Here is a 15793-nt window from a genome sequence, read left to right on the forward strand (position 1 = left end):
ATTCATGTAACTGTTCAGTAGGTCTGCGCATTTACTGCGCTGACCGTACGAAAACATGGACCAGCAGGCAAAAATCCCATTGCCGTAGGCAATTTTTGATGGATTTTTGCGCGTGACTGTGAAGGTACTGAACAGTTACTAATTCATTTGATTCAAAGGCATGAAAGATTCGCTCGAAAAAGGCCGGAAATTTTGTGTCGGAGAAGAATGGTTTGGGAGGAACGATATGGGATACCGGGACGAGACGAAAGTGGTGCAGATTGGAAAACGACAGATCGGCGGCGGCAATCCGATTCTGATCCAGTCGATGTGTAATACGAAAACAGAGGATGTGAAGGCGACCGTCGAGCAGATTCTGGCGCTGGAGCACGCGGGCTGCGATATTATTCGTGTGGCAGTGCCGACAATGGAGGCGGCTGCTGCCCTGACGGAGATTAAACGCCAGATACATATTCCATTGGTGGCGGATATTCATTTTGACTATCGTCTCGCGATCGCGGCGATCGAGTGCGGCGCGGACAAAATCCGTATCAATCCGGGAAATATCGGTTCCAGAGAGCGGATCCAGGCGGTGGTTGACAAGGCAAAAGAGTATGGCGTGCCGATTCGTGTCGGCGTCAACAGCGGTTCTTTGGAAAAGCCATTGGTAGAGAAATATGGCGGCGTGACAGCGGAAGGACTCGTTGAGAGTGCACTGGATAAGGTTGCCCTGATTGAGCAGATGGGTTATGACAATCTGGTTATCAGCATCAAATCTTCGGATGTTATGATGTGTGTAAAAGCACATGAACTAATTGCAAAAAAGACTCATTATCCGCTGCATGTCGGTATCACAGAGGCGGGAACTGTGATTGCGGGCAATATCAAGTCAGCGGTCGGTCTGGGACTGATTTTGAGTCAGGGAATCGGTGATACGATCCGCGTGTCCCTGACAGGCAGCCCGCTGGAGGAGATCAAGTCGGCAAAGCTGATTTTGAAGACGCTGGGCCTTCGCCGGGGAGGCGTGGAAGTTGTTTCATGTCCGACCTGCGGACGCACGCAGATCGACCTCATCGGTCTGGCAAACCAGGTGGAGACGCTGGTACAGGGATATCCGCTGGATATCAAGGTTGCCGTCATGGGCTGCGTGGTCAACGGACCGGGCGAGGCGAAGGAAGCCGATCTCGGTGTAGCCGGCGGTATCGGCGAAGGACTTCTGATCCGCAAGGGCGAGATTGTGAAAAAACTGCCGGAGAGTGAACTTTTACCGGCGCTCAAAGCGGAGCTTGACCGGATGGTGGAAGAGAAAAAAGCAAAGGAATGATAGAATGAAAACATTTCTGGAGGTATTTCCAGATTTACATATTGCGGAAAATGTGCGGGGACTGCTTGAAATGGTCGGGATCGAGAAGATCTCGACGAACCGTGACCGGAGCGTGATCCGCGTCTACATCGACAGCCCGCGCCTGATGCACAAGCAGAGTATCTGCGATCTGGAAAAAGGCATCAAGGATCAGTTATTTCCAGGCAAGCGGGTGACGATCAAGATTTTGGAGAAATACCATCTGTCCAGCCAGTATACGCCGGAAAAACTCATGAATGTGTACCGGGACAGTATTTTGATGGAGCTGAAAAATTACAGTATCCTTCTTTATAATATGTTCCGTAAGGCGGAGATGGATTTTGAAGAAGAAGGATACCTGAAGCTGTCGCTGGAGGACACGATGATCGTGCGCGATAAGGCACCGGAGCTGGTGCGGATTCTGGAGAAAATCTTCACCGAGCGCTGCAATGTGCCAATGGTTGTGAAGACTTCCTACCGTCCGGTTGAGAGGAAGAATACTGAGCCGGAGATCATCTACATGAAGCCGCAGGCGGCAGGCGGAAGCGGCGCGGCTGCCGGAGCAGCAGGTGCCAATGAGGCGTATATGGAACCGTCGGGGGCAGAACCTGCCTCTGGCGGTGTCGATCTGCCATTTGACGAGGGAAAGACTGTTTTAAAACCGGTTGGTAAGCTGAAAGCCGGGGGGAATCCGGCAGGAGGCAGAAACCAGGCAGGCAGCGCAAATGCTGGATCTGGCAAGGGCGGCGAGTACCGCCGTTCGGGCTATATGAAGAAATCCGACAATCCGGATGTGCTGTTTGGGCGCGATTTCGATGAGGAGGCGAGCCCGATCGAGGAGCTGGAAGGCGAGGTTGGGCAGGTTGTCATCCGCGGAAAGATCCTGACCTGCGAGCTAAGGGAGCTCCGCAGCGGCAACACACTGTTTATGTTTTCGGTAACGGATTTTACAGATACAATCGGCGTCAAGATCTTTGCACGGGAAGATACGCTGGATGATTTGAAGACGGCGACCAAGGCGGGACAGTTTGTCCGCATCAAGGGTGTTGCCAACATTGATAAATTTGACGGCGAGCTGACGATCGGTTCGGTTTCCGGCATCAAGAAATGCGAAGATTTCACCAGCAAGCGGATGGACAACAGTCCGGTCAAGCGAGTGGAGCTTCACTGTCACACAAAGATGAGCGATATGGACGGTGTTTCCGAGGTCAAGGATATCATCAAACGTGCCAAACAGTGGGGCATGGACGCGATCGCTGTTACCGACCACGGCTGTGTGCAGGCGTTTCCGGATGCGAACCATGCGGTCGATAAGGGCGAAAACTTCAAGATCCTCTATGGTGTTGAGGGCTATCTCGTCGATGATATGAAGGAACTGGCGGAGAATGAGAAAGGACAGACGTTAGATCACACCTGCGTTGTATTCGATATCGAGACGACCGGCTTCAGCCCGATCAAGAACCGCATCATCGAGATCGGCGCGGTGCGTGTGACGGATGGAAAGATTGTGGACAAATTCAGCACATTTGTCAACCCGGAAGTGCCAATCCCCTATGACATTGAACAGCTGACAAGCATCAACGACGGCATGGTAATCAGCGCGCCGACGATCGAAGAGGTTCTGCCGGAGTTTCTGGCATTCTGCGAGGGTGCGGTCATGGTCGCGCACAACGCGTCGTTTGATATCAGTTTCATCAAAGAAAATGCGAGACGGCAGGGAATCACATTCCAGCCGACCGTTCTCGATACGGTTTCGCTGGCGCGTGTCCTGCTGCCGAACCTGAACCGCTTCAAGCTCGACACAGTAGCGAAAGAGCTTAAAATTTCCCTCGAAAACCATCACCGGGCGGTCGATGATGCGGGGGCGACGGCAGAGATTTTTGTCAAGTTTATCGAGATGTTAAAGGCTCGTGATATCGAAAATCTGACGCAGCTCAACGAACTCAGCAAAATGACGCCGGAAATGATCCGGAAGATGCCGACCTACCATATTATTATTTTGGCGAAGAATGATGTCGGGCGAATCAACCTGTACCGGCTGATTTCCCAGTCAAACCTGACGTATTTTGCAAAACGTCCGCGGATTCCAAAGAGTCTGCTGGCGAGCCACCGCGAGGGGCTGATTCTTGGGTCGGCGTGCGAGGCGGGCGAGCTGTTTCAGGCGATCCTGCGCGGGGTTCCGGAGGAGGAACTGGGAAAAATAGCGAATTTCTACGATTATCTGGAAGTGCAGCCGCTTGGAAACAACGCATTTATGCTGCGGGATGAGAAAAGTTCGGTCAACACCTGGGAGGATCTGCAGGATCTGAACCGCAAAGTGATTGAACTTGGCGAACAGTGGAACAAGCTGGTCTGCGCGACCTGCGACGTACATTTTCTCGATCCGGAGGATGAGGTCTACCGCCGTATCATCATGGCGAGCAAGGGCTTTAAGGATGCAGACGATCAGGCACCACTGTATCTGCGGACCACCGAGGAAATGCTGGGGGAATTTGAATATTTAGGCAGCGATAAGGCGGAGGAGATCGTTATCACAAACACGCGCAAGATCGCGGCGATGTGCGAGCGTATTTCCCCGGTACGCCCGGACAAGTGTCCGCCGGTTATTCCGAATTCGGATGATACGCTGCGTACCATCTGCTACAACCGTGCACATGATATGTACGGCGATAAGCTGCCGAAGATGGTAGTCGATCGGTTGGAGCGGGAACTTCACTCGATCATTTCCAATGGATTTGCCGTTATGTATATCATCGCGCAGAAACTGGTTTGGAAGTCGAATGAGGATGGATATCTGGTTGGTTCGCGAGGATCCGTTGGTTCCTCACTGGCGGCGACGATGTCTGGTATCACGGAGGTAAATCCGCTGAGTCCGCACTACTATTGTCCGAGTTGCCATTATTACGATTTTGATTCAGAAGATGTAAAAAAGTTTTCGGGTATGGCGGGCTGTGATATGCCGGATAAGATATGTCCAAAGTGCGGCAAACCGCTGAAAAAAGACGGGTTCGACATCCCGTTTGAGACGTTCCTGGGATTCAAGGGCGATAAGGAGCCGGATATCGACTTAAACTTTTCCGGTGAATATCAGAGCCGGGCGCACAGCTACACGGAGGTCATCTTTGGAAAAGGACAAACCTTCCGTGCGGGGACGATCGGTACGCTGGCAGATAAGACAGCGTATGGTTTTGTGGCGCATTATTATGAGGATAAAGGAATCCGTAAGCGCCGGTGCGAGATTGAGCGCATCGTGTCCGGCTGCGTCGGTGTGCGGCGTACCACCGGACAGCATCCGGGCGGTATCATCGTACTGCCCCTCGGAGAGGAGATTGACACGTTTACACCGGTGCAGCACCCGGCGGACGATATGACGACACGTACCGTCACGACGCATTTCGATTACCACTCCATCGACCACAACTTGTTGAAACTCGATATTCTCGGACACGATGATCCGACCATGATTCGTATGCTGCAGGATTTGACGGGACTCGACCCGGTTAAGGATATTCCACTGGATTCGAAGGAGGTCATGAGTCTCTTCCAGAACACGGAGGCGCTCGGTGTCACGCCGGAGGATCTCGGCGGCTGTAAGCTCGGGGCGCTTGGCATTCCGGAGTTTGGTACAGACTTCGCGATGCAGATGTTGATCGATGCCAAACCGAAATATTTTTCGGATTTGGTGCGGATTTCCGGTCTGTCCCACGGTACGGATGTATGGTTAGGAAACGCGAAAGACCTTATCCTGAGCGGACAGGCGACGATTCAGACGGCGATCTGTTGTCGAGACGATATTATGATTTATCTGATTCAGAAAGGACTCGAAGAGGGACTGTCCTTTACCATCATGGAGTCTGTCCGAAAAGGAAAAGGACTGAAACCGGAGTGGATCGAGGAGATGAAAGCTCATGATGTGCCGCAGTGGTATATCGATTCCTGCCTGAAAATCAAGTATATGTTCCCGAAGGCGCACGCGGCGGCTTACGTTATGATGGCGTGGCGTGTGGCGTACTGTAAGGTATTTTACCCGCTGGCGTACTATGCGGCATATTTCAGCATCCGTGCGAGTGGATTTACCTACAAGCTGATGTGCCAGGGGCGCGATAAGCTGGAGTACCATCTGGCGGAATACAAGAGCCGGTCGGATTCTCTTTCCAAGAAAGAGCAGGACACGCTGCGCGATATGCGTATCGTACAGGAAATGTACGCGCGCGGATTTGAGTTCATGCCGATCGATATTTACCGGGCAAAAGCCCGCAATTTCCAGATCATAGACGGAAAGCTGATGCCGTCGTTAAGCAGTATCGACGGACTCGGCGAGAAAGCGGCAGACGCGATTGTTTTTGCGGCGGAGGACGGAAAGTTCTTGTCAAAGGAGGACTTTATCAACCGCACCAAGGTTACGAAGACGGTGTGCGATCTGATGGCAGAGCTGGGAATTCTGACGGGGCTGCCGGAGAGCAATCAGCTTTCGCTGTTTGATATGGTAATGTAAAAGAGCCGTACTAAAAAATGCGCTCAATTACTATAAAATTATTTTAAAACAAACATATGAAGGAGAAGAAAAATGAAACGTTCAATGGAAACAACGTGCATTCAGGGCGGATGGCAGCCGAAAAATGGAGAGCCGAGAATTCTGCCGATCTATCAAAGTACAACCTTTAAATATTCAACCAGTGAGCAGATGGGAAGACTCTTCGATCTGGAGGAAAACGGATATTTTTATACCCGTCTGGCAAATCCGACCAACGATGCAGTCGCAGATAAGATCCGTGAGCTGGAGGGCGGCGCGGCAGCAATGCTGACATCCTCCGGACAGGCGGCAAACTTTTATGCGGTATTTAATATCTGTGGCGCGGGCGATCATCTGGTCTGCTCGGCAACCGTATACGGCGGCACATCGAACCTGTTTGTCGTTACGATGAAAAAAATGGGCGTTGATGTTACGTTAGTTGACCCGGATGCGCCGGAAGAGGAGATCGAGAAGGCGATCCGCCCGAACACAAAGTGTATCTTCGGTGAGTCGATCGCAAACCCGGCTCTGGTAGTGCTGGATCTGGAAAAATTTGCCCGGATTGCACACAGAAATGGTATTCCATTTATTGTAGATAATACGTTTGCAACTCCGATCAACTGCCGTCCGTTCGAGTGGGGCGCAGATATTGTAACGCATTCTACTACAAAATATATGGATGGACATGCGATGACCGTCGGTGGCTGTATCGTGGACAGTGGCAACTTCGACTGGGAGGCACATGCAGACAAATTCCCGGGTCTGACAACGCCGGATGAGTCCTACCACGGCATTATTTACACGAAGAAATTCGGTAAGGCGGCTTATATCACCAAGGCAACCGCACAGGTAATGCGTGATCTCGGTTCCATCCCGTCCCCGCAGAATTCCTTCTTATTGAATATCGGTCTGGAGACGCTGCATCTGCGTATGCCGCGCCATTGTGAGAATGCACAGAAGGTAGCAGAGTATTTACAGAGCCGTGAAGATGTGGCTTGGATCAATTATCCGGGACTTGAAAATGATAAATACCATGCACTGGCGCAGAAATATATGCCGAACGGTACATGCGGCGTTATTTCTTTCGGCTTAAAGGGCGGTCGTCAGGCAGCTGGCGAGTTCATGGATAAGCTGAAACTGGCAGCCATCGTAACCCATGTTGCCGATGCGAGAACCTGCGTGCTGCATCCGGCAAGCCATACTCACCGTCAGCTCTCCGACGAGCAGCTCAAGGAGGCGGGCGTTGATCCGAGTCTGATCCGCCTGAGTGTCGGAATTGAGAATGTGGATGATATCATCGAGGATATCCGTCAGGCGCTGGAGGACTAAAATGCCAAGAATGGCGATATAACAGCTTTATGCCGGGTATCCGTGAGATGTTTCAATGCGGTTGTTAAAATGAGCGCTTACAACGACAGGTCAGTCGGGATGACACATAAATCTGTGTCAGTCTCCGGCTGACCTCTTGTTTTATTTGCAAAAATCTGTCATACTATGAGAGATGGCACTGTAGTTTTAAATGATATGGCAGATGCCTGATGAACGAGATAGAGAAATGGACTGGTAGAAAATGGAGAAAATACTTAAAAAATTGAAAAAACTGCTGCGTCTGATCTTCGGGCGTACCACGCTGGGAACGCTGTTTCTGCTGATACAGATTCTTGTGCTCTTTGCCGGGTTTAACTGGTTTAGAGAGTACCTGATCTATATGTATGGCGGATCTGCGATACTCAGTGCCCTGATATTGATCTATATTATCAGCGATGAAGGAAACAGCACGATCAAGCTGTCCTGGGTTGTGCCGATCCTGGTATTTCCGGTGTTTGGAACACTGTTTTATCTGTTTTTGACGCTGCAGCCTGGCACGCACCGTATTAATCGGCGGATCGAGGAGGTTGGGACAAAACTGCGTCCATATCTTTTACAGGATCCGGAGGTGCTGGCACACTATGAGAGCATCAGCGCCAGTGGCGGCAATCTCGTCCGCTATATGAACCAGTACGGACGTTTCCCGGCGTATGAAAATACGGGGGCACGCTATTTCCCGCTGGGAGATGATATGTTTCCAGTATTATTGGAAGAACTCAAAAAAGCGGAACATTTTATATTTATGGAATATTTTATCGTAGAACACGGCGTGATGTGGGATGCGATTTTACAGATACTGGAGACGAAGGTCGCCGAGGGCGTGGAAGTCCGTTTCATGTACGATGGCATGGGAAATCTCTTTACGCTGCCGCACGGCTATGAGAAGGCGATGCAGGAGAAGGGCATCCAGTGTAAGATTTTTGCGCCGGTGCGTCCGGCTCTCTCGAGTTACCAGAACAACCGCGATCACCGGAAGATCTGCGTGATTGACGGTCATACTGCGTTTACTGGAGGTGTGAACCTGGCGGATGAGTATATCAACCAGCGGGTGCGCTTCGGGCACTGGAAGGACACGGCAGTCATGATCAAAGGAAAAGCCGTGGATAGTTTTACGATGATGTTTCTGCAGCTCTGGGATGTGACGGAGCGGGATGGAGAGGAGTACCGCCGATTTTTATGTCCGCCGGAATTTCATATGCCGGAGGGGCTGGACTACGGTGGCTTTGTGATGCCATATGCGGACAGTCCGCTCGACGGGGAAAATGTCGGCGAGTCGGTGTACCTCGATATTTTAGGGCGTTCACGCCGGTATGTGCACATCACGACCCCGTATCTGATTCTCGATGATACGACGCTGGCGGCGCTCAAGTTTGCGGCAAAGCGCGGCGTGGAGGTCATTATTATCATGCCGCATATACCGGATAAGTTATATGCGTACCTGCTGGCTCGCAGCTATTACGCGGAGCTTCTGCGGGCTGGTGTCCAGATCTATGAATACACGCCGGGCTTTATCCATGCGAAGATGTTTACGAGCGACGATGAGAAGGCGGTGGTCGGAACGATCAACCTTGATTTCAGAAGCCTGTATCTGCATTTTGAGTGCGCGTCCTATTTCTTCCGCAATGCGGTTGTGATGGATGTGGAAGAAGATTTCCAGAAAACACTTGCAAAGAGCGAGCGGATTACTCTGGAAAACTGCCGGAAGTATCCGTTTATCCGGCGGTTTGCGGGGAAGGCGCTGCGGATTCTGGCGCCGCTTATGTAGAACTTCAAAACGAGAAATATGGCATATTTATGTTTTCTTGAATGAAAAACAAGGATAAATAAGCAAAAAATGTGAGAGCAAATGACGAACAGGGAGAGATAAACGTATGGAATGGCACAATGGAAGACACCGCTGCTGCTGGGCGAATCCAAAGAATGAATTGTATATCCGTTATCACGACGAGGAGTGGGGAAAGCTGGTTCGGGATGATGCGAAGCTCTTTGAGATGCTGATCCTTGAATGCTTTCAGGCAGGGCTTTCGTGGGAGTGCATCCTCAATAAGCGGGAGGCGTTCCGCGCCGCGTTCGATGAATTTGACCTGGACAAGGTGTGCGGTTACGACGAGGCGAAGGAGGAAGCACTCCGGACCGCCCCGGGAATTGTACATAACCGGCTGAAAATTCATGCCGCTGTCACGAATGCACGGATATTCCGGGAAATTCAGAATGAATATGGGAGTTTTGACGCGTATCTGACTCACTGGACGGGAGAAGCGGTGATTCATGAGACAGGCAAGGTCAGCTCGCCGCTCTCAGATGCAGTGTCGGCAGATCTCAAAAAGCGTGGGATGAAGTTTGCCGGGACGGTGATTATTTATTCGTATCTGCAGGCGGTCGGGCGGATTGAGTCGCATGAGGATGGATGCTTTCTGGGATATAAGATGTAAAATAACAAGATGGCAGGTGCAGGGAAACGGGCGTGCCAGGTTTTTTGCTTCATAGGAAATTACGTCCTATGAAACAAAAAACGCTCCGCGAGGATGCGCACTCGCGCGAAGCAGAAACATGTCGCAAGCGACCGCGCTTGGCGCGAGAATGTGCCAAGGCACATTCTTTTTTACGGGAGGACGGAGCGGTGGATTCCGAGAATGCGAATAAGAGTAAGAAGAAAAAGACTTCAAACATAATACAGATCTGCATCGGCGTGCTGGCGGTTGTGCTGGCGGCACTGATTATCGTGATGATGGGAATTGTCTCCAGTATTCAGGGAACGGCGCGTGTGGTCAATTATGCGGGACTGGTGCGCGGAAAGACACAGCGTATCATTAAATTGGAAATTTCCGGTCAGCCGGAGGATGGTATGATTCAGGATATTGAGGCCTTCGTCGACGGTCTGCGAAATGGCAATGGCGAACTGGGGCTGGTGCGCCTTGATGACGGGGCGTTTCAGAGTAAGATGCAGGAGTTGGAGGAGTACTTTGCCGCGCTTCACTATGAAATCCTGCGTGTCCGAGAAGTCGGCTATGAGAATACAGAGATCATTGATAAGAGCGAGCGGTTCTTTGAAATCTGTGATGAGGCGACGGGACTGGCGGAGGCGTATTCCCAGAGAAAGGCATCCTCGCTGACGGTAATTGAAAAATATATCACGATTGATATTATTGTTCTGATGCTTCTGATTGGATATGAATTTATCAAGGCGGTGCGCTTTGCGGCGATGAACCGTGCGCTGCAGAAAAAGGTGTATTTGGACAAGGCGACCGGACTTCCCAATAAGAATAAATGCGAAGAATTGCTGGATGATCCGGAACCGGCGGCAGAGAATGTGGGAGTATGCAGTTTTGACCTGAATAATCTCCGCCGAATCAACAACAGCATGGGGCATGAGGCGGGGGATGCCTACATCAGGCGGTTCGCCGTCTGCCTGCGCGCGTCCATGCCTGCGGAACAGTTCGTAGGGCGGGACGGCGGCGATGAATTTATTGCCGTTACGCATGGTCTGGATGAGGAGGCCATGCGGGAATGCCTCACCCATGTGCGGGAGGCGATGACAGAGGAGTCAAAGGGATATCCGGATATGCCGCTCAGCTATGCGGTCGGGTATGCACTTGCCGGTGATTTTCCGGGCAGCACGATGCGGGAGCTTTTCAGTTTTGCCGATAAAAATATGTATATCAACAAAAACCATGTAAAGCGCGAGGAAGCGGCAGCGGAAAAACGGCTGGATTTCCACCTGCTCAAGCTTTTAAACCGGTACGGGAGAAACTTTTCGGATTGTCTCTACTGCGACGCGCACATGGATACCTACCGGGCACTCCGTGCCAGTGCTGATTTCTTTCTGGCGTCAGACGGAAGCTATTCCGGTGCGGCGGAGCAGATAGCAGCGGAACGGGTGGCTCGTGCTGACCGCGCCAACATCCGCCAGAGTCTGCAGGTTTCAGAGCTTTCCGGGAAGCTGCAGGCGGAGGGAGATCTACTCGAATTGCAGTATGACACCAACGGTCAGGGACTCTACAGCCGCCTGACGCTGATCCCGGTAGATTGGGATGAGGAAGGAAAGCTGCATCATTTCCTGCTGGCATTTGAGACGATCCGGAAAAGTTCAGAAGGGCGGGCAGATGCGAAGGAACAGCTGACGCTTTATTATGAACAGCTCAAACAGTCGATTCTGGAAAATGACAGCTATGTGGATGCACTCCTGGATCTGTCGGATATGATATATACAGTTAATTTGACAAAGGATATTCTGGAGAAGAGTGTTGTCTTGAATGGAAAAGACGAGGAATGCCGGGAGTTATTTATGGACTATCCGCTGCCGTGTTCTTACCGTGATTATTGCAGTGAATATATGAAGATGGTCACCCAGGAGACCTTGGGAAGCTATCGTCTGGCAGATGATCCGGCTAAGCTGTTGAAGCGGTTTGAGGCAGGGGAGAAACATATTTCCGTGGAATACTGTATCCAGGAGGAAGATGGCACGATCTGCTGGGTACAGAAAACAGTTCTGATGACGCAGACGATCGTGTTTGATACGGAGCTTTCTTGTGAGATGCCGGTGGTTCATGCGATCATTCTTCTGCAGGATACGTCGCAGATGCACGCGCGGGATGAACAGGAGCACGCGTGCCTGCAGGCGGCATTTGATGAAATGCGGACGGCAAACCGGGCTAAAACAGATTTCTTAAGCCGCATGAGTCACGATATCCGGACACCGCTCAATGGCATTATCGGGCTTTTGAAAATCGATGAGGCACATTTTGATGATAAGGAGATGCTGATGGAAAATCACCGGAAAATGCAGGTGGCGGCGGGGCATCTGCTGTCCCTCATCAATGATGTGCTGCAGATGAGCAAGCTGGAAGAAGGAAAGATCATTCTGGCACATGATTATATTTCATTGGCAGAGATGACGCACGATATCGTGAGCATCATCATCGAGCGCGCGGTAGATGCGGGCATTCAATGGGAGTATGATAAAAGAAAAGCGGAGATTCCGTATCCGTATATTTATGGCAGCCAGCTCCATCTGCGCCAGATTTTCCTGAATATTTATGGAAACTGCATCAAATACAATCGTCCGGGCGGAAAAATCAGTACCAGGGTGGAGGCGCAGGATGTACGGGACGGCTGGTGCGTCTATAGGTGGACGATCTCGGACACGGGAGTTGGCATGAGCCAGGAATTTCTGGACCACATCTTTGATCCGTTTGTACAGGAGAAAAATGATGCGCGCAGTGTTTATCAGGGAACTGGGCTTGGCATGACGATCGTCAAAGGGCTGATTGAACAGATGCACGGAACCATCGAAGTGACGAGTGAGGTCGGCATTGGAACGACGTTTGTGGTGGAAATTCCATTTGAGATTGCACCGCCGCCGGAGGAGCTTCCGGTTAAGGAAGCAGCGCCGTCAGGAGATATTCACGGTTTGAAGCTGCTTTTGGCGGAGGACAATGAGTTGAATGCAGACATCGCGGAGACACTTCTGACCGATGCGGGTGCCCATGTCACGATTGTGGAGAACGGGAAGAAGGCATTAGACTGCTTTGAGGCGGCACGTCCGGGGACGTTCGATGCGATTCTCATGGATGTGATGATGCCGGTGATGGATGGTCTGGCTGCGACACGCGCGATCCGGGCGATTCCGCGGGCGGATGCAAGGCAGATTCCGATTCTTGCCATGACGGCAAATGCCTTTGAAGAGGATGCCAGGCAGTGCCTGGCGGCTGGGATGAATGTGCATCTGGCAAAACCACTGCAGATGGATAAGGTGGTAGCGGCGCTCATGGAGTGCTGCGGCAAAAAGAGGGGTCTATAAAGTTTGGAAAGGGCGAAAAGGAACGCAGGTGGTATGAAAGCAATCTCTATTTACACGATTACCCGAAATCAGAATACGGAATACCTTCAAAAGCTGGAACGACAGCTTTCGGGGCGGGATGTGTTTCTGAAAATACGGGAATGGGAGCTGGACAGCATGAAAGCGCTGGTTTCGGAGTTGGAGAGACATATACAGGCGGTGTACGCACTGCGTTTTTTCTATTCCTTTCAGATTCCGAGACTGGGAAAAGAGTTTGATCTGCTTCAGATCAAGGAAGAACAGATTTTAAACCTTGAATTAAAGAGTGGACAGGTGTCGGATGAGGCGATCCGCAAGCAGCTCATACAAAACCGGTATTATCTGGCGGCGCTGGGAAAGCCGATTCGTTCGTACACTTATATTAGCAGCCAAAACCGCCTGGTGCGTCTGACGAATCATGACCGCATTGTGGAGGCGGACTGGGAACAGCTCTGCCGGGATTTGCAACAGGAGAGTGCTGATTATCCAGGCGATATCGAAGACTTGTTTCAGGCGGAGCTGTACCTGATTTCGCCGCTCACAGAGCCGGGACGGTTCTTAAAGAAAGAATATTTCCTGACATACCAGCAGAGGGATATTGAACGCCAGATTTTAAAGAAAATCCGGGCAGACCGGACGGGATATTTCTGGTTTACCGGGCTTCCGGGGACGGGAAAAACGCTGCTTTTATATGATATTGCGATGAAACTCTCCGGGCGGCAGCGGGTGTGCATGATCCACTGCGGTGAAGCGGGAAAAGAGTGGAAGGTGCTGCATGAGCGGCTGCGGCGGGTGGAGTACCTGGCGGAGGATAGTGTTCAAACGGGAGCGGAAATCAGGTTTGAAGCATACAGCGCGATCTTAGTAGATGAGGCACACCTTCTGTCGCCCAATACATTGGAAATTTTGCTGGAGATCGGCAAAACGCGTCCGGTTATTTTTTCCAGTAACTGTGAGGATATGATTTCGCCGGAAGAATTGGAGCTGGGTGCAATAAAGCTCTTGGGGGAGCAGCCGGGAATCCAGACATTCCACCTGACGAATCGGATCCGTGCGAATGCAGAACTTTCCTATTTTATACAAAATATGATGCACCTGCCGCACGGACGCGGAATGCGGCGCTATCCCCATGTCGCGGTGGTTTATGCCAATGATGAGTCAGAAGCAGCTAATTTGCTGAATGATTACATCCGTCAGGGATATGAGTGCCAGGAATCCGATTGGCAGGAAAAACCGGAAAAGCAATCCGATTCTGCCGTAGAAATACAATCTCGCCATACGCGAGAAGTCGATCGCATGGTGCATCGGCTGGATGAGCGCTATTATTATGATGAAATGGGATATCTGCGCTCGACGGAGCGCGATGTGAGGCATCTTTTTTATCAGCTCAGCGAGGCAAAAGAAGAGCTGGCGCTGGTGGTGATGGGAAATGAGAAGCTGTATGGAGCGCTGTTGAACTTGTTTTAAGGTGTTTTGAAGGAAAGGTTTTATATAAAATGTTGGAATGTGCTCAAAAAGCATATTTCCAACATTTTTGTCGTTCTTTATGCTAAGGACAAGAAAAAAGCCTCAGGCAGACACCTGAGGCCAGTTAAACTCGATTTAGGCTCTTTCAACTAAACCGGATCTTAAGCAAGAAGTACATACATACATCTTCTGAGCTCCGCCATTAGTTTTAACCTTAACAGACTTAACGTTAGCTTTCCACATTTTGTTAGATCTTCTATGTGAATGACTCACTGCATTACCAAAATGAGCAGCTTTCTCGCAGATTGCACACTTAGCCATCGTAGCACCTCCTTAACCGATCATTGGACTTCCTATTAAAATCCATAACAAAGGTATAATAGCAGAAAATAGGAAAATATGCAAGTGAAAAACCAAAAAAAATAAAAAAAGTTTTCGACAGATGTCTATTTTCTATTTCCTTTTTAACGTGGGTGGTGTATAATATACGCGTAAGCCATGAGTCATGCGGATAAAAAAGGCTGAAAAACGGTGTTGTGCTTGCACATAAGCCGTATTTCAGACATTTTTATCCATAGGGCGAAGCCCGTGAGCGAGATGGAGCGAAGCGGAATCGAGCTGCATGACGGGGTAGAGAGACGCATATATTTCATCCCACGCGCCGACACAGGAGCCGTCTCGGCTCCGCATGTCCAGCCCGTGAAGTACTCATCCCACGCGTCGACACAGGAGCCGTCCCGGCTCCGCATGTCCAGCCCGTGAAGTACTCATCCCACGCGTCGACACAGGAGCCGCCCCGGCTCCGCATGTCCAGCCCGTGAAGTATCCATCCCACGCGCCGACACAGGAGCCGCCCCGGCTCCGCATGTCCAGCCCGTAAAAAATCATGGCATAAAATTCGAATCAAACAAAAACAAGTAAAGAAACGGAGGCTGTCAATATGAAAGGACGCATCGACAATAAAATGGGTTCGATCCAGATCGATCCGGAAGTAATTGCAATGTACGCCGGAACGACAGCAGTAGAATGCTTCGGTATCGTTGGCATGGCGGCTGTCAGTATGAAAGATGGTCTGGTAAGACTGCTTAAAAAAGAAAGCCTGACACACGGCATCAACGTAGCCATCAAGGACAATGCACTCAGCATCGATTTCCACGTAATCGTGGCATACGGGGTCAGCATCTCTACCGTTGCGGACAACCTGATCGAGAGTGTAAAATATAAAGTAGAAGAGTTTACTGGCATGAAGGTTGAGAAAATCAGCATTTATGTTGAAGGCGTAAGAGTGATAGATTAAGGAGGAACA

The 15793-nt window shown here is 50.7% G+C and carries 9 protein-coding genes; 8 read left to right on the forward strand and 1 reads right to left on the reverse strand.

Annotated features, from left to right (window positions below; translation table 11 throughout):
• Positions 1-226 precede the first annotated feature (226 nt).
• The 7 genes from ispG (at position 227) to DWZ45_RS03455 (ending at position 14487) form a co-directional block, all read left to right on the forward strand.
• Positions 227-1303: a flavodoxin-dependent (E)-4-hydroxy-3-methylbut-2-enyl-diphosphate synthase gene (gene ispG / locus DWZ45_RS03425; protein WP_117795284.1), complete on the forward strand. Its 1077-nt coding sequence runs from the start codon at positions 227-229 to the stop codon at positions 1301-1303.
• Positions 1304-1307: 4 nt separating this feature from the next.
• On the forward strand, positions 1308-5816 hold the full coding sequence (locus tag DWZ45_RS03430; protein WP_118467611.1) for a PolC-type DNA polymerase III: 4509 nt from the start codon (positions 1308-1310) through the stop codon (positions 5814-5816).
• 72 nt (positions 5817-5888) lie between these two features.
• The gene (locus tag DWZ45_RS03435; protein WP_118467613.1) at positions 5889-7163 is read left to right on the forward strand and encodes an aminotransferase class I/II-fold pyridoxal phosphate-dependent enzyme; all 1275 of its coding nucleotides are present in this window, start codon (positions 5889-5891) and stop codon (positions 7161-7163) included.
• Between the two features lie 241 nt (positions 7164-7404).
• Complete coding sequence (gene cls, locus DWZ45_RS03440; protein WP_118467615.1) at positions 7405-8967, forward strand: cardiolipin synthase; 1563 nt, start codon at positions 7405-7407, stop codon at positions 8965-8967.
• A gap of 106 nt (positions 8968-9073) precedes the next feature.
• Entirely contained in the window at positions 9074-9634 is a 561-nt protein-coding gene (locus tag DWZ45_RS03445) for a DNA-3-methyladenine glycosylase I (RefSeq protein ID WP_118467617.1), read from the forward strand.
• A 188-nt stretch (positions 9635-9822) separates the two neighbouring features.
• Complete coding sequence (locus tag DWZ45_RS03450) at positions 9823-13002, forward strand: ATP-binding protein (protein ID WP_243023444.1); 3180 nt, start codon at positions 9823-9825, stop codon at positions 13000-13002.
• A gap of 33 nt (positions 13003-13035) precedes the next feature.
• Positions 13036-14487: an AAA family ATPase gene (locus DWZ45_RS03455; RefSeq protein ID WP_118467620.1), complete on the forward strand. Its 1452-nt coding sequence runs from the start codon at positions 13036-13038 to the stop codon at positions 14485-14487.
• A 135-nt stretch (positions 14488-14622) separates the two neighbouring features.
• On the opposite strand, the gene rpmB is transcribed toward DWZ45_RS03455, so the two are convergent.
• Positions 14623-14808 (reverse strand): 50S ribosomal protein L28, encoded by a 186-nt coding sequence (rpmB, locus tag DWZ45_RS03460; RefSeq protein WP_003504147.1) that lies wholly within the window; start codon positions 14806-14808, stop codon positions 14623-14625.
• Positions 14809-15427: 619 nt separating this feature from the next.
• On the opposite strand from rpmB, the gene DWZ45_RS03465 reads away from it, so the two are divergent.
• On the forward strand, positions 15428-15784 hold the full coding sequence (locus tag DWZ45_RS03465; RefSeq protein WP_106999821.1) for an Asp23/Gls24 family envelope stress response protein: 357 nt from the start codon (positions 15428-15430) through the stop codon (positions 15782-15784).
• Positions 15785-15793: the final 9 nt, after the last annotated feature.

The sequence above is a fragment of the Clostridium sp. AF32-7AC genome (assembly GCF_003477925.1).
GTDB lineage: Bacteria > Bacillota > Clostridia > Lachnospirales > Lachnospiraceae > Otoolea > Otoolea fessa.

Excerpts from the sequence above, each read along its gene's own strand:
- DWZ45_RS03445 (WP_118467617.1), top strand. The coding sequence starts at position 9,074 with ATGGAATGGCACAATGGAAGACACCGCTGCTGCTGGGCGAATCCAAAG.
- DWZ45_RS03430 (WP_118467611.1), top strand. The coding sequence starts at position 1,308 with ATGAAAACATTTCTGGAGGTATTTCCAGATTTACATATTGCGGAAAAT.
- cls (WP_118467615.1), top strand. The coding sequence starts at position 7,405 with ATGGAGAAAATACTTAAAAAATTGAAAAAACTGCTGCGTCTGATCTTC.
- DWZ45_RS03455 (WP_118467620.1), top strand. The coding sequence starts at position 13,036 with ATGAAAGCAATCTCTATTTACACGATTACCCGAAATCAGAATACGGAA.
- DWZ45_RS03465 (WP_106999821.1), top strand. The coding sequence starts at position 15,428 with ATGAAAGGACGCATCGACAATAAAATGGGTTCGATCCAGATCGATCCG.
- ispG (WP_117795284.1), top strand. The coding sequence starts at position 227 with ATGGGATACCGGGACGAGACGAAAGTGGTGCAGATTGGAAAACGACAG.
- DWZ45_RS03435 (WP_118467613.1), top strand. The coding sequence starts at position 5,889 with ATGAAACGTTCAATGGAAACAACGTGCATTCAGGGCGGATGGCAGCCG.
- rpmB (WP_003504147.1), bottom strand. The coding sequence starts at position 14,808 with ATGGCTAAGTGTGCAATCTGCGAGAAAGCTGCTCATTTTGGTAATGCA.